Below are 17,499 nucleotides of genomic sequence, written 5' to 3' on the forward strand. Positions count from 1 at the left end.
AAATCTCATGGCAAATAATTTTCGTACAGACCGTGTAGGCATGGAAATCAAGCGTGAAGTCAATGAAATCTTGCAGAAGAAAGTTCGTGACCCGAGGGTGCAGGGAGTGACCATCACTGATGTCCAAATGCTGGGCGACCTGTCCATGGCCAAGGTCTACTACACGATTATGAGCAATCTGGCCTCTGATAATCAAAAAGCTCAGACCGGTCTAGAAAAAGCAACCGGTACTATCAAGCGAGAGCTGGGTCACAATCTGAAGATGTACAAGATTCCAGATTTGACCTTTGTCAAGGACGAATCCATCGAGTATGGCAATAAAATCGACCAGATGCTGCGCGATTTAGATAAAAAATAAAGTGGAAACCCAGCTATCATGGCTGGGTTTTCTGTTTTTTTAATTTAATATAACAATTTTTTGCAAAAATAGGTATATACCATTTACAAATAAAAAAGAAAGAGTTATAATATAGTTAAGAAAACTCAGAGATTCAAAAGCGGGAGTTAGAAAGCAGCTATAGAAAGATGCTAGCTCTATCACAGAATTCCGCTTTGAATGGCAGAGAATACAGAAGTCAAGAAAAAGGGAGGCAGTCTTATGCCTACATATATCAAAGCAGATCAATTTTTCTATCCTCAGGGAATCTGTCAGGGCGGTTATTTAGAGCTGATTGACGGCAAATTTGGCAAGCTGGTGCAGTCTGTTCCGCAGGATGCAGAAGTCATAGACTACAGTGGCTACTCGATTGCACCAGGTCTGGTGGACACTCATATTCACGGCTTTGGCGGTGTTGATGTCATGGACAATAACATCGAAGGAACTCTTCATACCATGAGTGAGGGTCTCTTGACTACCGGTGTGACCAGCTTTTTACCAACAACCCTGACTTCGTCCTATGAGCGGCTCTTAGCAGTAACTGAAAATATCGGTGCTCGCTATCAAGAAGCCAGTGGGGCAAAGATTCGCGGTCTCTATTTTGAAGGGCCTTACTTCACCGAGAAGTATAAAGGCGCTCAAAATCCGGCCTATATGAAAGATCCTAGCATGGATGAGTTTCGTGCTTGGCAGAAGGCCGCAAATGGCTTGCTCAATAAGATTGCTCTCGCACCAGAGCGTGAAGGCGTAGAGGAATTTGTCCGTACGCTGACTGATGAAGGTGTGACCGTTGCTCTGGGGCATTCTAACGCAACCTATGATGAAGCCAAAACTGCGGTCGAAGCAGGTGCCAGTGTCTGGGTGCATGCATACAATGGTATGAGGGGCTTGACCCACCGGGAGCTGGGCATGGTTGGTGCCATGTATGAGTTGCCTCACACCTATGCGGAACTGATTTGTGACGGCCACCATGTGGATCCTAAGGCCTGTGACATCTTGCTCAAGCAGAAGGGACATGAAAATATTGCCCTCATTACTGACTGTATGACCGCAGGAGGTCTTGAAGATGGGGACTACATGTTGGGAGAATTTCCAGTGGTTGTGGCGGAAGGAACCGCTCGGCTCAAGTCAACGGGCAATCTAGCTGGTTCTATCCTCAAACTTAAGGATGGATTGAAAAATGTGGTCAAATGGGGCATTGCCAATCCTCATCAGGCGGTCATGATGGCTAGCCTGATTCCGGCAAAATCCGTCCATATTGATGATGTCTGCGGACAGATCAAGGAAGGCTACGATGCTGACTTTATCGTTTTAGATAAAGATTTAGAGCTGGTAGCTACTTATCTTGATGGTCAAGAACGATTCCATGTATGAGAACCGCAGGTATTTTAAATTAGTCTCCTTATATTTTTCAGAAAGAGCAGGGAAACCTGTTCTTTTTGATTGGCGGACAACTTGATAACCTTCGCCTAGATTTGAATTGCTTTCTTAGGCGTGATATAATGAGACTATAATGTAAACAGGAGTAGGCTATGAAACGAATTGATGCGAAATTTCTGATAATGGGACTTGTTTTGCTGCTGGCGGGACTAATCTTTGGACGAATCTTAATCCTTGTCGCAGGAGTAGCTTTCATTATCTATAGCTTTTTCAGTAAAGGTATGGAGCCGACTAAGGAAAATATCTTTAAACCCAAGCCAATACTGAAGAAAAAGGAAAAAAAGTGAGCAGTTCTGCTCTTGTGAACACTATAGCAGCTGCCTTGCTGGAGGCATTAGATGGAACTTATAAAGGAGACATGAGATGAGAGAATATCTTTTGAACAATGGTGTTGGCATTCCGGTGCTGGGCTTCGGTACTTGGAAGGCTCAGGATGGCCAAGAAGCCTATCAAGCAACATTAGCCGCTCTTAAGGCAGGCTATCGGCATATTGATACGGCAGCTATCTATAAGAACGAAGAGAGTGTCGGACGGGCAATCAAGGACAGCGGCATTCCGCGGGAGGAGCTCTTCATCACGACCAAGCTCTGGAATGACATTCATACTTATGAGGAGGCTCAAGAGGCCTTTGCTGCCTCAATGGAGCGGTTGGGACTGGACTATCTGGACCTCTACCTTATTCACTGGCCTAATCCCAAACCCCTGAGGGAAAACGATGCTTGGAAAAAGCGCAATGCCGAAGTCTGGCGTGCCATGGAAGACCTTTATAATCTTGGCAAGATTCGAGCAATTGGCGTCAGCAATTTCCTGCCTCATCACTTAGAAGCCTTGCTTGAAACAGCTCGCATGACTCCAGCTGTCAATCAAATCCGGCTGGCTCCAGGTGTCTATCAGACACAGGCAATCAACTTCTGCCGTGAGCACGAGATTTTACTGGAAGCTTGGGGACCATTTGGTCAAGGCGAGCTCTTCCAAAATCCAGCCGTACAGGCTGTGGCAGACAAATATGGCAAGACCATTGCTCAAGTCGCGCTAGCTTGGAGCTTGCAGGAAGGCTTCCTGCCTCTACCTAAGTCGGTCACTCCGAGCCGGATTGCCAGCAATCTGGACTGCTTTGGCATTGAGCTAGATGCTGCTGATATGGAACTTCTGAAGAGTTTATCAGTTGAATCTGGCGCACCAAATCCGGATGGGATGGATTTTTAGATGAAAATCCGATTCTATAGAAGCTCAGATAGAGAAGCCTTGCAGTCTTACCATTTAACCGACTTGAGATTTACCAGCCATCCCAGTCAGGCTGTCGCTGACTTGGAAAATCGCTATGCCATCTTGGGCCTTGAAGAAGATCAAATCGTAACCTTTCTGATCTTGGATGCTGGAGAAAAGAAGTTTACTTATGGCGGTCAGCCAGATAGCCTGCTCCTTCGTAGTTTTTCAACGAATGAAGACTTTCGGATGCGAGGGTACGGTAGTCAGACGCTGAAGCTCTTGCCTGATTTCATAAGAGAGCATTTGCCCATGTATAAAAGCATCATCCTAGGCGTCAATGAGAGAAATCAAGTCGCCCTCCTATCTCTACCGAGAGACTGGTTTTAGCAAACAGCCCCAGCGGATATTAGGACCATCCGGCTGGCAGGAAGTGTATGAATTAAAAATCTAAAGCTATCCCCAGTTTGAAAAGAGCTGGGGATTTTTATCTCTACCACTAGAAGAAACTATAAAACAAACTGCTTCTATGCTATAATGAGAGATGTAAAATGAGACCAATATCCAACGAAACACTAAGATGGGGGAGCTAGATGAAGAAGACCCAAGAATTGGAAACAGAAAGACAGCTAATTGAGCGCTTGACAAGTGGAGAAAGTCAGTGGACTTATCGGAAAGAGTTGCGGACAGAGGAGCAGCTGTGGGAGAATTTTTTTGCTAAGTTAGAGCAAAATAATCTGCCTGATTTGAAAGATCAGATGCTGACTGCGCAGGAGAAGGAGCAAATCAAAAACCAGCTCAACTTTGTCAACTACTATGAAGCAGCTAAATGGCTGGCAGGTGAGAATGGAATTGCCAAAGTCCAGGTCCAGCGAGAAGATGCCAGACTTGGAAAGGTTCGTCTCTCAGTTATCTGGCGAGATAATGTGGCAGGTGGTAAGTCTAGCTATGAGATTGTCCATCAAGTGGAGCGTGACAAGGCCTATCCAATGGATCCGAACCGTCGTCTGGATGTGACCCTGCTCATCAATGGCCTGCCCATGATTCATATCGAGTTGAAAAGCCGTCAGAAGCCTTTTTTGGACGCTTTTCGGCAAATCCAGAATTACGACAAGGAAGGGAAGTTTCGCGGGATTTACTCCAGCCTGCAGATGTTTGTCGTATCCAATGTCATTGACACCCGTTATATCGCAGCCGCAAAGGAAAACAAGCTCAATGCGCAGTTTCTGACCAGGTGGGTTGATAGCCAGAACCAGCCGGTTACAGATCTCTTTGATTTCGCGGAGCAGGTGCTGTCTATTCCGCGTGCCCATCAGATGGTCATGCAGTATTCGGTTATTGATGATGTGAGAAAGTCGCTTATTTTACTGCGGCCTTATCAGGTGCATGCTATTGAAGCCGTCCGAGAAGCCTCCATGCGTCAGGAGTCGGGCTATATCTGGCACACGACGGGCTCTGGGAAGACATTGACTTCCTATAAGGTGGCTCGGAATCTCCTGCAAATCCCATCGATTCAAAAAACAATCTTTGTCGTAGACCGCAGAGAGCTTGATGATCAGACCACTTCTAGCTTTCTCTCTTATGCAGCCAATGATATCATTGATATTGATGAGACGGACAATTCTAAAGAACTGATCAGTCGTCTCTCTGAAGATAGTAAAGGGCTGGTCGTTACGACCATTCAGAAGATCAATGCCATGCTGCACAAGTTTGAAGAGGGACATTACCAGCGGGAATACAAGAAAATCAAAGAGCTCAGAGTAGCCTTTGTCGTGGATGAGTGCCACCGAGCTGTCACGCCACAGGCTCACAAGTCTCTCAGCGAGTTCTTTATCTACTCGCTCTGGTATGGCTTTACTGGAACACCTATCTTTGGGGAAAATAAACGCAAGCAGGTAGGGGATTTGGCTCAGACTACCCAGCAGCAGTATGGTGAGCGCCTGCATGAATATACGGTCAAGGAAGCCATTCATGACAATGCTGTGCTAGGTTTCAAGGTGGACTATCGCAATACCCTCATCACGGATGCAGGAGAAGAAGCTATACCAGATAGTGCCTATGAGCATGAAGATCATATGCTGGAAGTGCTGGATGCTATCCTTAATAAAAGCCATCGTCAGCTGGGTCTTGAAAATGGCGTTGGCCGGACTTATACTGCCATCCTGACTGTCAAGTCAATTCATCAGGCACAACGCTACTATGACCTGCTCAAGCGGGTCAAGGAAGGTCAGACTCGAATTAAGGTCTCTGAGCGGACGAAGCGCGTGCTGCCAGACTTTCCTAAGTTTACTATTACCTACTCAGTGACAGAGAATGAAGAGGAATCCTCTGTCAATCAGGACAAGATGAAGCAGGCTTTGGATGACTACAATCAGGAGTTTGGCACTCACTACAGTCTATCAACTCTTGGGAGCTTTAATACTGATGTCAATGATCGTCTCTCCAGAAAGAAAGAGAAGTATCTCTATCGAGATGAACAGCTGGACTTGGTCATTGTCGTCAATAGACTCCTAACAGGTTTTGATGCCCCTTGCCTATCGACACTGTATATTGATAGAAAGCCTATGCAGCCGCAGGATTTGATCCAAGCTTTCAGTCGGACTAACCGGATCTTTGATCAGCGTAAATCCTATGGACATATCATGACTTTTCAAAAGCCCCTAGCCTTTAAGGATGCAGTGGACGATGCCTTGCGCCTCTACTCCAATGGGGGAGAAAATGAGGTGCTGGCTCCAGAATGGCCAGAGGAGAAAGCTAATTTTGACCGGGCTTTAGCTGACTTTCAGGGGCAACTATCTAGTAGCTCCGAGGAAGGACTGGCTATCGAAAGCGCCCCTACAGCCTTGCTGAAGAAGCTAGCCAAAAGCTACCAGCAGCTGGACAAGTATCTAGCTTCTATCCAGGTCTATACGGAATATGATAAGGAGGTGCTTTATCAGGAGACTGGTCTCAGCGATGAGAGTCTGGAGGACTATCTAGGCCTGTATCAGAATATCCTAGCTGAGCTCAAGCTCCGCAAGGACGGTACAGACGAGGATGAGCCTTTGGATATCCTCTATGAGCTGGAATCTGTCCATGTTGATGAGATCAATTACAGCTATATCCTCTCCCTCATCCAAGCCTTTATCCCTCAAGAGGATACAGAGAGTCGAGAGTTGAGTTCAAAGGATGTCCAAGCTGTTGGTGACTATATCGCCAGCCTCAGCAAGACCAATCCAGCTTTAGCTCAGATCATCGCTGACCTCTGGCAGGAAATCCAGAAAGACCCTGAGAATTATCGTGGCCAGTCCATCTCCCACATCCTAGATCAGATGATCCAGTCAGTCATTGACCAGCACGTCCAGACCTTTGCTAAGAAGTGGCATGTTGGAGCAGATGAACTTCGCTACCTTGTCAACAACTATCGCAAGGGAGCGAAAAAGCAAGCCGGTGAAAGCCAGCTTAATCAGAGTCAGCGCTACCAGGACTACAAGTCAGAAGTCGAAAATGCCCTTAATCCTCTGCGATACAAAAAAGAAATCAAAGAAGCCTACACCCGACTGATTGAGGAGGTCATCGAGCCCTTGAGAGCGGGGAGGTAAAAAGCACTATTTTAAAAAAAATAGTGCTTTTTATTGTATTTAATGTTATTGAATGATATAATTAGAGTACGGATAGGAGGGTAGAAATGGATAAAATAATGCTATAAAGAAAGGTGTGGCGGATTGAAAAGTTTTTCTGAGGATGAAATTAATGAGTTATTGAAGGAAATGAGAGAGCTTGTTTTAAGAGATTCTTTCATCATTTCTTCTGGTAAGGAGAGAAAGGCCAATGATTCCTTTATGTTCGAATATAATTTAAACAAAGAAGAAGTTGGTACGTTATTATTGCAGATTAGATATAAAGATTTTTGTGAATGTCTTCAGAGAAATGATATTACTCAAAATCACAAAGATTACTTTCTATTTGCCCCAGTTTACAAACTAAAGGATCTATTCGGTGACGAATGCGATGTGACTGTCTATGTAAAATTCATTATAGAAGACGATGCGAACCATCGTGCTTTGCTAGCGGTTATATCGTTTCATGAACCCGATCCTAACAAACCACTTTCTTACTATTTTCAGTAAGAATAAAGCGGATACTATGTTAAGAGAATAGTTTCTCTTAGAAGGAGTTCATTATGGCAAATCAATCTATTTTTTGTGAATATTGTTTAAAACCTGTTTCTTATAAGGTAATAGATGAAAAACTGACCCGAACTTTAAAAGGTCAGGATTATACATTTATGGGAAAGACTGCTTTGTGTCAAGAGTGTAGTCATACTATCTATGTAGATGAGATTAATGAGTTAAATAAACAGGCGCTTTACAAAGAGTTTAAAAAAGTAAACAAGATTATATCAAACGATGATATTTATCTTATTTTAGAAAAGTATTGCATCGGTGCTAAACCCTTAGCTCAGTTATTGGGCTGGGGCATTAATACGATTCAAAGATATCTTAGTGGTGATATACCAAAACCAACTTACTCTGCTCAATTAAAAATGATACTAAAAGAACCAAAGGTATATTATTCAATTCTTGAAAAAAATAAGGAACAACTGACGGCTGTTGCCTATCAAAAGACCTTAGAGAAAGTAAAGGAATGCCTTGATAGTGAAGAAATGACAAAAGAAGACTTGGTTATTCGCTACCTTCTTTCTAAGAATAGTGAAATTACACCTTTAGCTTTACAAAAGTTGCTTTATTATGTTCAAGGGTTTTACTTTGCTTTTAAAGGTACTTTCCTTTTTGATAGTGATTGTGAAAGCTGGGTTCATGGACCTGTCTATCGAGATATTTATTTTAAATTTCAAGAATTTGGACGTAACCCTATTGCTATTGAGGATAAGATAGATGTCAAGAATCGACTAACTATTTTTGAAATTAGTTTATTGGATAGTATTGTAAAAAATTTAAGTGTTTATAATGGAAAAGTTTTGGAACAATTTACTCACGATGAAGCTCCGTGGCTAGACGCTAGAGGAGACTTGAAAGAAGATGAACCGTCCAATCAAATTATTTCAAAAGAAACAATCGGAGATTTTTTTACAAAGATAAAAGAAAAATACCAAATGTTGAGTGTGGAAGAAATAGCCCAATATAGCAAGGATAAATTTAAAAATGTTAGCCTTTGAGGAATTTTTAATAGTGTTTTAGTAAAAAAGAGTTGGGAGAAGGTATGGATTGGATAAAATGGCTTGGAGCTGTTGTAACTGTATTTACATTTTTTGATAAAGTTTCCTCTATTTTTTTCAAAGGAAGATCTGCTAATGCAGACTTTATTAAAAGATTAAAAGAATCGCTTATAAAGACTGCTATATTAGGAAGTTTATTTTATATAAGTATAAACATTTTTATATTTATTATGATTAAAGAAATCCCTGAATGGGATTCAATGGCCTATATATTAATCCTTTGTTTCGGCCTTCCTATGTTGTTCCTTGTTTTTAAATTTCCAACATTTAAAAATGATATGGGTGAGGTTATCAAGATTGATGGTAAATATTATGTAGAGAATAGAGAAAAATATAAATTCCGTTATAAAATTACTGAGAGTTATATAATAACTGATAGATTCAAAACTATACGGGTAAGAATAAAGCCGTATTTATATACGATAGTTACACTATTACTTATCCTGATGTACTCACTTATGGGAGCTATGTTTTTCACGTCTTTTATTCACCCTTACTATGATGAAAACTTCCCATTTGTAACAAATGAAAAGTTCTACATTTCTTCTAATGAAGATATAAAAAATCAAGTTGTTAATGATTTAGGGCGATCTGTCATCTTACCTAAAGGTACTGTATTTTCTATCCCGAAAGGAACGAACTTTAGTGTTAAGAGTACTGTATCAGAGAAAAATGCTAAGAAGCAGAAAGTTGAGAATCATAAAGAAATTATTTTAGGGATAGAAACTAATCAAACGATAATTTTAAAAAAAGGTAGTCAGTTGTTATTTGAACAAGAGTACTATAAAAATATCAATGGCCCCAACGCTAAAAATTCTTTTGTTGCAAAGACTATTCCAGGGAAATCATCAATGTTTTTATCTCGAACATCGACATTTAAAGTTTATAAAAAAGCTAGTCTAGATAACAGTCATTATGAATTTATTGTTGGAAAGTATGAACGAGAACGAGTGTTATCAGATTATATACTCTATTCTTTAATTATAATATTTATTTTATGGTTTCTAGTTGGTATAATTTATTGCATTTATCATATGAATTATCTTTTACGTGCGGTTGGAATATTACTATTTTCTGTAATTTTAACTATAGTGACACATGTAAAAGTATTTTCCGATAATAGTTTGCAATATTTATTTATTGGAAGCATGTGGATTTTACATATTATAGTCGGAGTTAGTTTTTTGAAGATATTTGATGATTTTTGGGATAGCTATATATTCATTAAACAATCCGGTGAAGAAAAAAGTATAAGTGTGAAACTTTTGAAAGATAAGAAGGAGTTTGAACTGTATTTTGACAATCAAAGAAAGAACAAAGATTTTGTAATTGCAGATATTAGGGAAGCTAAAAATATCTTGAAGGTATATGATGAAAAAGATGAGGAGAAGGGAGAAGTTCAAATCTTTTGGTACAGAAATAGATGGCAAATCTTCTCTGAATTTTTTAAAGAATTAAAGCATAAAACAGTTATATTTTTCAGAATGTTTCGTCGCTCATAATATAACACAATGAGAATTGGACATTTATAAACAAGCGATATTAATGTTGATCAATTTATTACTAAAAAAATTCATGTGATAATTAGTATAAAAGATTTTTAACAGAGTTAAATAGCGTCCAATAAAAAAGAAAACAAAAAAGCCTCTACCCGACTGATTGAGGAGGTCATCGAGCCCTTGAGAGCGGGGAGATAAGAGAAAAAGGGAATCATCAAAACTTCGAAGAATAGTCTCTGGCTAAAAAAACAATCAATCTAAAAGCCGAACACGAGTACTTACTAAAATATTTGCATAATCTAACTTTCGAATAGTCCTGTTTGTGAGAAAACCCGTTCTTTCTATCTGTCGTATGTTCTAGTTTGCTATAATTTAAAAGCGTTCTAAAGTTCGAATATTAGCGTTTGTTAAAATTTTAAAGTATTCTAAGCGTGAAATGACTTGATAATTCATTTTTGAAGAGAAACAATCCCCATCCGAAGTTAAAGAAATTATCAGGTGGGGATATTTTATGTCTTTGATTTTTAAAAAGTGTTGTTTCAGGGATAAAAAATGACATTTCAGGGCAGCCTTGCAAAAGATTTATTGCCACGTGCTATACTTAGTTTATCAAATTATTGGAGAGGTTTTATTATGACTACTAACTACACCATTCGCCCCTTGACCTATAGCAACTTTACTCACCGTGAGTTTGAAAGTTTGATGACGGATTCTCGTCAAATCATCTCGGACTTTGTCAAGGCAAATAAAAACGAAGATATGTATAGCACGCACTTGGAGCCCTTTACGAGCAAGTTAGAAGAGTTCCAGAAACAGCTAGCTAGCGTGGAAAAGAAGCAGACCACAAGTCTAGCAGAGGTAGACAAGGAGCGGGATAGCGCTCTGGTCGGGCTCTTTACCCTGCATAGGGGATTTGCCAAGATAAAGGAAGCAAAGTTCAAGGAAGCGCATGAGGCGCTGGCTCCAGTCCTGACTAAGTACAAGGATATCACCAAGCATAATAACGATGTCGCCACTGCTGAGATCAAGAGTCTCCTCAAAACTCTCAAGGAAGAGCCCTACAATGCGGCAGTGACTACGCTGGGACTCTCACCTGTGATTAGCGCAGTGACGATTGCTCAGGAAGACTATGATAAGGCTGAAGCCCTAGCGCGTGCAGCCAAGTCTAGCAAGGAAATCGGTAAGACCAAGCAGCTGCGTACGGAAATCTCCCGCACTTATGACCTCTTTATGCGCTATACTGCAGCTTCCGCAGAAGCCTATCCAGAGAAGACTCACTTTGCCAAACTCCTCAAAGATTTCAACACCATCCGAGACAGCAAGCGCCGCCTAGCTAGCCCAAATAAGAAAACTAAAACTGAATCAGTACCAGTACCGGAAGTAACAGGATAAAAAATAACCCCTTAGAATTGTAAATTCTAGGGGATTTTTGCATAAATACTTTATAGAATGTGGGATAATTGATATAATAATGTAAAACAAATCAACTTTATTTACTTTTAATAGAAGTTTTATCTGTTATTCTGGAGTTTTAACACTATCTTTTTTACTTTTATTTATAATTATTAAATTTAAAAAAGGGAAAAATTGAAGAGGATTAAGGAGTAACCATTGGACAGAAAAAAGAATGTACCCAAAACTAGGTTTCAGAATTATGAAGAAGAATGGCATGTAGAAAAATTAATAAATATTTTCGGTACTATAAGAAATGCTTTTGTCGGAACTGCAACACCTTATTATGTTGAGAAAGGTAAGTTTTACTTAGAATCTAATAATGTCAAAAATGGCAAAATTAATTATATTTCTCAGATTTTCATAAATGATGAATTTTATGAAAAACAAAGAGATAAGTGGTTGAAAACAAATGATATTGTAATGGTACAATCTGGGCATGTAGGTCACACAGCCGTCATTCCAGAAGAATTAAATAATACCGCTGCTCACGCTCTGATAGTTTTTACTGATTATAAAAAAGAAGTAAATCCGCATTTCCTGAATTATCAATTTCAATCTAACAGTAAGAGGAAAGAGCTTGATTTAATTTCTACAGGTAATACTATTAAGCATATTTTAGCTTCAGAGATGAAAAACTTTAGGATGGATTTCCCGACATTAGATGAACAATCCGCCATCGGCTCCCTTTTCTGTACCCTCGATGACCTTCTTATTAGCTACAAGGACAATCTTACCAACTACCAATCCCTCAAGGCGACCATGCTCTCCAAGATGTTTCCCAAAGCTGGAGAGACTGTTCCTGAGATTCGTTTGGATGGATTTGAAGGTGAGTGGGAAATCAAACGTGCAGATGAAATTTTTAAGTCAGTATCTGAGAAAAATAAAGCTTCGTTGCCTGTGTTATCAGCTTCTCAAATTGATGGTATGGTTTTGAGAGATAAAATAGGTATTGATATTAAGTACGATGAAACAACATTAATAAATTATAAAGTAGTTAGGCCTAATCAATTTGTCATCCATTTGAGATCTTTTCAAGGTGGCTTTGCTCTTTCAAAAATTGAGGGCATTACCTCACCTGCCTATACGATTATCGATTTTATTGAAAAGGAGAAGAATAATTCTGAGTTTTGGAATTGCATTCTGACTTCTACAAGTTTTATAAAATTACTTGAAACAGTTACATATGGAATTCGTGATGGGAAAAGTATCAGTTTTAAAGATTTTTCTAGCTTAAAATTTATGTTCCCTACCCCAGAAGAACAAATTGCTATTGCTAATTTCTTCTCCAACCTTGACACGCTTATAAGCTCTTACCAAGATAAGATTTCTCAGTTGGAGACATTGAAGAAAAAGCTTTTGCAAGATATGTTTATTTAAATTTCTACGAAAAGGAGATTATTATGACATCAGTAACGCAACGGATTTCACTAGTCAAACAGCCTCGTGGTGGTTTTCTGCCGGTTAAGCTCTTTTCTGAGGAGAAGCTATCAGATAGGAAAGTGCTGTTTAGTCAAGAAAATGTTTCCCCTAATTTAGTTGGGCTTTGTGTGGACTATCTTAGTCGGTTTATGACTGGCTCAGACAAGGAGCAGGCCTTTGAGATTTCTTTGATAGGTGCTTCCATGGCAGGAATGGAAGCACTGGCGCAGGAGTTTCTCAGCAAGATTACCAATCTGGATGATAGCTCTATTTCAAACGCTTGTAAGATGGTCGGCTTTGATGTGGTCTATCGGGCCGGGATGGCTTTTTATAAGCCGGTTGAGGAGATTGATCCAGACGAGCAGACCATTGCTAATATTCGTATCATGGTAGAGAGAAGTCTAGCCTTCTTTGCGGACTATGGTCCGGTGGTCAAAGATGGCTTTGACTTGAAAGGTGCCTATACGGACCTGATTACGATTGGAGACGGGGACTTTTTGACCGCAGATACCCTTTGGGATTTCAAGGTATCAAAGACAAAACCTAATAAAGACCATACCTTGCAGCTGCTGATTTATTACCTGATGGGGACTCGCTCTATTCATCCTGAGTTTAGCAGCATTGAATATTTGGGGCTTTACAATCCTAGACAGAATGTCGTTTATTGTTTGGCTATCTCAGACATTCCAAAGGAAACGATAGAATTAGTTGAGCGTGAGGTTATCGGCTATTGATAACTGCTCTGCAATTTCTCAAAACTTAACAACTAGAAAGAAACTTATGACACAAGAAACAATTCAAACATCCCAGGGGCTTTATCAGGCTCTCTGGAACTCAGCAGATGTGCTTCGCTCTAAGATGGATGCTAATGAATACAAGTCTTATCTATTAGGCATGGTCTTTTATAAGTACCTATCCGACAAGCTGCTCTTTTTCGTAGCAGAGACCATGGGAGAGGAGACAGAGGACTTGGAGCAGGCGCTGAATATTTACCGTGGCTACTATGAGGATGAGGAGACCAAGGCTGATCTAATCGATGTCATCAAACAGGAGCTGTCCTATGCCATGGAGCCAGATCTGACCTTTACGAACTTGGTGCTGCAGGTCAATAGCGGTACTTTCCAGCTGGAGCATCTAGCCCAGGGCTTTCGTAATATCGAGCAGAGCGATGAGCTCTTTGAAAATCTCTTCGAGGACATTGACCTCTATTCTAAAAAGCTAGGAGCAACGCCACAGAAGCAAAATCAAACGATAGCTGCGGTTATGAAGGAGCTGGCTGTCCTAGATGTGGCAGGTCATGCTGGCGATATGCTGGGCGATGCCTATGAGTATCTGATTGGTCAGTTTGCGACTGACTCGGGCAAGAAAGCCGGCGAGTTTTATACGCCTCAGCCCGTCGCAAAGCTCATGACCCAGATTGCTTTTCTAGGGCGTGAAGATCAGAAAGGCTTCACTCTCTATGACCCGACCATGGGATCAGGCTCGTTGCTACTCAATGCTAAGCGCTATTCTCATGAGGCAGGGACTGTCTCTTACTTCGGCCAGGAGCTCAATACGGCTACCTATAACCTTGCTCGGATGAATATGATTCTGCACGGCGTTCCGATTGAGAACCAATTTCTCCATAACGCGGATACTTTGGATGAGGACTGGCCGACTCAGGAGCCGACCAACTTTGACGGAGTACTGATGAATCCGCCTTACTCAGCCAAATGGTCAGCAGCAGATGGTTTCCTGCAGGACCCACGTTTCTCTAGTTTTGGTGCTCTGGCGCCTAAGTCTAAGGCAGACTTTGCCTTTCTCCTGCATGGCTTTTATCACCTCAAGCAGGCCGGCGGTGTCATGGCTATCGTCCTGCCTCATGGTGTCCTCTTTAGGGGCAATGCCGAAGGTAAGATTCGTAAGGCTCTTCTAGAGGAAGGGGCAATTGATACGGTCATTGGACTCCCTGCTAATATATTCTTTAATACCAGCATTCCAACGACTGTCATCATTCTCAAGAAAGACCGGACGAACCGTGATGTTTTCTTTATTGATGCGTCTAAGGAGTTTGAAAAGGGTAAGAACCAGAATATCATGACGGATACTCATATTGACAAGATCCTGAAAGCCTATCAGGCTAGGAAAGATGTAGATAAGTTTGCCCATCTGGCCAGCTTTGAAGAAATTGTCGAAAATGACTACAATCTTAATATTCCTCGCTACGTAGATACTTTTGAGGAAGAAGAAGTCGAGCCATTGACTGAGATTGTGACTAAGATTAATCGTACTAATAAGGAGATTGCCAGCAAAACAGCTGAACTTGTAAAGATGCTGGGCCAACTCACAGGCACAACGTCTGAAGCAGATGACGAACTCAAACAGTTTTTAGCGAAATTTAAAGGGTGAAGGGAAAGTAGAAATTTCTAAATAAGAAGGAGTTATTATGTTGGAGAAAGAAATTTTAGATTTGATTCATATTCCAATTGAGCAACTTACTAATTTAGTTGGAAACTCGGTTCAGTACTGTACAATTATAGATGAAAATCAGAATGAATCGAATTATTTTGTAGTGAATGATAATATTGCAGAAATTGATTTTACGGATAAAGATAAAACAAGCTATATTGTTCCACATTCATTGGAGCTAGGTAAAAGACCCAAAGGCGCGATATTTTATATCAACAAAAATGATTATAAAGGTATAAAAAAACAAAAAAAGTCAATGGATAAAAAGAAAAATCGTTCGAGACTTGGAAATCCGGCAGGATGGGACAAAATAAATAAAAATAAAGACTATGAAGTATATTTTCATCGAGGTCATATAATCGCTTATTCTTTAGGTGGAGATAAGGAGATTCATGGACATGATTATAAAGCGTTGAAATCCTTATTTATTCAGACTGCATGGAGCAATATGGGGAAAGATGTTAATAAGAAAGGGTTTGACAATAAATTCAGCCAGTGGTATTTTGAAGAGAAGATTATAGATGAACTGGAACAGAGTTCAATTTGTATTGATTCTCGCCCTATTTATCGAAATAAAGCTGATAAGATTCCAATTGGAATTCACTTGCAGGCAGTGACAGAGAAAGAGTCTCTATTTAATGTCTTTCTTCCCAATATTGATCCAAACATAAAAATAAATTATAAAAATTGCACGTTTAAAGTTAAATAAGTAATTGCTTACAAGTAAATCCCAGCCAAATTACTTTTGGCTGGTTTTTATTGTCTAAAGATTATATAATTAAATTACCTAAAAGGTAATTTAATTCAACGGAAAGGGATTTATGAAGCTTATCTATACAAACAAAACTGTTAAAAAGCAGTGCACAGAGCTGAGGCGAGCGAAAAAAGATTTTTCGGATAAGATTGCTGTAAAGTTGCATCAGTTGATCAACTTTTTGGAAGCGGCAGATTCTTTGGCTAGTGTGACAGCTTTTCCTAAATATCACTTTCACCAACTTAAGGGAAAGAGACAGGGACAGTTTGCCTTAGATATAGATGGTCGAAGGAGTTCCTATCGGTTGATTGTAGAATTTCGTGAGGAGGGTCTAGAAAAGGTATTTCCTAGTCCTGTTGAAATCGAAATCCTAAAAATAGAGGAGGTCAGCAATCACTATGAGTAATAAAATTGTTGAATACAAAGACCTGATTGCTTTTCATCCAGGTCAGTATGTTGGAGAGTTAATTGAAAATTATAACGTAACGCAAAAAGAATTTGCGAAGCGTTTAGGAGTTTCTGCAAAGACTGTCAGCAAGCTCGTCAATGCTGAGGAGTCCATTAGTAAAGAAACAGCTCATAAGTTAGCCAAGCTAAGCGGAGTTTCCATGCAAACCTGGCTCAATCTTCAAAATGCTTACGATGTAAAAGTTGCAGATATTGTAGAACAAAGAGAGCTAGAAGAAGGTTGTGAGAAAGAAATCTGTGAGATGATTGATTTTAAGTATTTTAAGGAAGAGGGCTATGTTATAGAAAAGCGCTATACTTTGAAAGAAAAGATTGTCGAACTTCGCAAGATTCTAGGTGTTGCAAGTTTAGAAAACCTCTTAACTTTCAATCATCTAGTGAGTTATCGGAATACACGTGAGTTCACTACTAAAAGTATAGTGAATTCCAATATCATGCTGGAGTTGGCATCTAAAAAAGCACGTGATAAAACAACTACTAAGCTCAATCGTAGAAAGCTAGAAAGAAGCTTGCCTGCCTTGAGAAAGTTGACCAGACAAGACCCAGAAGTCTTTCCTCAACGCTTGTCTGATATCTTGCTAGACTGTGGTGTTGTCTTAGTTGGTCTACCAGCTTTGCCAAATGCAAATCTGAATGGTGCTACGAAAAAATTTGGAAATGGCAGTGCGCTGCTTTTACTCACGGATCGAAACAAAGCGTCCGATATTTTCTGGTTCTCACTTTTTCATGAGATTGGGCATATTCTGGAGAATGATTTTTCATCTGATGCTGGAAATAGTGAGTCATACCTTCGTTCCGAGGAGCAGGCAGACCAGTTTGCAAAAGATCTCTTGATTAGACCTGAAGACTATCAAGCTTTTGTTGAAAAAGGGAACTTTGATAAGTCAGATATCCTTTGCTTTGCTGAGGAAATAGATATTCATCCTAGTATTGTCTTAGGACGCTTGCAGAAGGATCAATACCTTGGATATGAGCAGTTTAGAGAATTAAAAGAGAACTATTACTTTGTTTCTTGAGAATTTTTGATTTTATGAGAATCTTATTTCAAGAAGTAGTCCGTTTGCTTATTTATCAATGAGAAATAATATTTAATAACCATCCCATAACAAACCAATCAAGCTGGTGTATTCCGCACTTGTTCTGATTGGTTTTTCTTATTTCCGGATTTTAAGATGTATTTGTTCTGTATTTCAAATAAATAGATGCTTAAAACTTT

At 40.0% G+C, this 17,499-nt stretch carries 15 protein-coding genes and 1 pseudogene; all 16 read left to right on the forward strand.

The window, feature by feature from the left end:
* Nucleotides 1-7 precede the first annotated feature (7 nt).
* The 16 genes and pseudogenes from rbfA (at nt 8) to K1I94_RS07330 (ending at nt 17,299) form a co-directional block, all read left to right on the forward strand.
* Nucleotides 8-358 carry a 30S ribosome-binding factor RbfA gene (gene rbfA / locus K1I94_RS07255; RefSeq protein ID WP_002908941.1) on the forward strand — a complete coding sequence of 117 codons (351 nt, stop codon included), beginning with the start codon at nt 8-10 and terminating at the stop codon, nt 356-358.
* A 240-nt stretch (nt 359-598) separates the two neighbouring features.
* Nucleotides 599-1,750, forward strand: a complete 1,152-nt coding sequence (gene nagA, locus K1I94_RS07260) for an N-acetylglucosamine-6-phosphate deacetylase (protein ID WP_223314903.1) — start codon at nt 599-601, stop codon at nt 1,748-1,750.
* Between the two features lie 158 nt (nt 1,751-1,908).
* The gene (locus K1I94_RS07265) at nt 1,909-2,103 is read left to right on the forward strand and encodes a hypothetical protein (RefSeq protein WP_002903311.1); all 195 of its coding nucleotides are present in this window, start codon (nt 1,909-1,911) and stop codon (nt 2,101-2,103) included.
* Between the two features lie 76 nt (nt 2,104-2,179).
* Complete coding sequence (locus K1I94_RS07270) at nt 2,180-3,022, forward strand: aldo/keto reductase (protein WP_223314904.1); 843 nt, start codon at nt 2,180-2,182, stop codon at nt 3,020-3,022.
* Nucleotides 3,023-3,476 (forward strand): annotated as a pseudogene (locus K1I94_RS07275) (GNAT family N-acetyltransferase).
* A 139-nt stretch (nt 3,477-3,615) separates the two neighbouring features.
* The gene (locus K1I94_RS07280; RefSeq protein WP_223314905.1) at nt 3,616-6,603 is read left to right on the forward strand and encodes a type I restriction endonuclease subunit R; all 2,988 of its coding nucleotides are present in this window, start codon (nt 3,616-3,618) and stop codon (nt 6,601-6,603) included.
* 123 nt (nt 6,604-6,726) lie between these two features.
* Entirely contained in the window at nt 6,727-7,131 is a 405-nt protein-coding gene (locus K1I94_RS07285) for a hypothetical protein (protein WP_223314906.1), read from the forward strand.
* Nucleotides 7,132-7,184: 53 nt separating this feature from the next.
* Nucleotides 7,185-8,180, forward strand: a complete 996-nt coding sequence (locus K1I94_RS07290; RefSeq protein WP_223314907.1) for a type II toxin-antitoxin system antitoxin SocA domain-containing protein — start codon at nt 7,185-7,187, stop codon at nt 8,178-8,180.
* Between the two features lie 44 nt (nt 8,181-8,224).
* Complete coding sequence (locus tag K1I94_RS07295) at nt 8,225-9,742, forward strand: hypothetical protein (RefSeq protein WP_223314908.1); 1,518 nt, start codon at nt 8,225-8,227, stop codon at nt 9,740-9,742.
* Between the two features lie 630 nt (nt 9,743-10,372).
* Nucleotides 10,373-11,131, forward strand: coding sequence for a DUF6261 family protein (locus tag K1I94_RS07300; protein ID WP_223314909.1), 759 nt, complete (start codon nt 10,373-10,375; stop codon nt 11,129-11,131).
* Nucleotides 11,132-11,350: 219 nt separating this feature from the next.
* On the forward strand, nt 11,351-12,571 hold the full coding sequence (locus K1I94_RS07305) for a restriction endonuclease subunit S (RefSeq protein ID WP_223314910.1): 1,221 nt from the start codon (nt 11,351-11,353) through the stop codon (nt 12,569-12,571).
* 23 nt (nt 12,572-12,594) lie between these two features.
* A complete protein-coding gene (locus K1I94_RS07310) occupies nt 12,595-13,347 on the forward strand; it encodes a hypothetical protein (protein WP_223314911.1) in 753 nt (250 codons plus the stop codon).
* Nucleotides 13,348-13,393: 46 nt separating this feature from the next.
* On the forward strand, nt 13,394-15,001 hold the full coding sequence (locus tag K1I94_RS07315) for a type I restriction-modification system subunit M (protein WP_223314912.1): 1,608 nt from the start codon (nt 13,394-13,396) through the stop codon (nt 14,999-15,001).
* Nucleotides 15,002-15,038: 37 nt separating this feature from the next.
* Nucleotides 15,039-15,770 (forward strand): DNA/RNA non-specific endonuclease, encoded by a 732-nt coding sequence (locus tag K1I94_RS07320; protein WP_223314913.1) that lies wholly within the window; start codon nt 15,039-15,041, stop codon nt 15,768-15,770.
* Nucleotides 15,771-15,882: 112 nt separating this feature from the next.
* On the forward strand, nt 15,883-16,221 hold the full coding sequence (locus K1I94_RS07325; RefSeq protein WP_223314914.1) for a type II toxin-antitoxin system RelE/ParE family toxin: 339 nt from the start codon (nt 15,883-15,885) through the stop codon (nt 16,219-16,221).
* A complete protein-coding gene (locus K1I94_RS07330; RefSeq protein WP_223314915.1) occupies nt 16,214-17,299 on the forward strand; it encodes a HigA family addiction module antitoxin in 1,086 nt (361 codons plus the stop codon). Before K1I94_RS07325 ends, K1I94_RS07330 begins: the two co-directional genes overlap by 8 nt.
* The last annotated feature ends 200 nt before the right edge of the window (nt 17,300-17,499 follow it).

The sequence above is a fragment of the Streptococcus sanguinis genome (genome assembly GCF_019929145.1).
Taxonomy (GTDB): domain Bacteria; phylum Bacillota; class Bacilli; order Lactobacillales; family Streptococcaceae; genus Streptococcus; species Streptococcus sanguinis_U.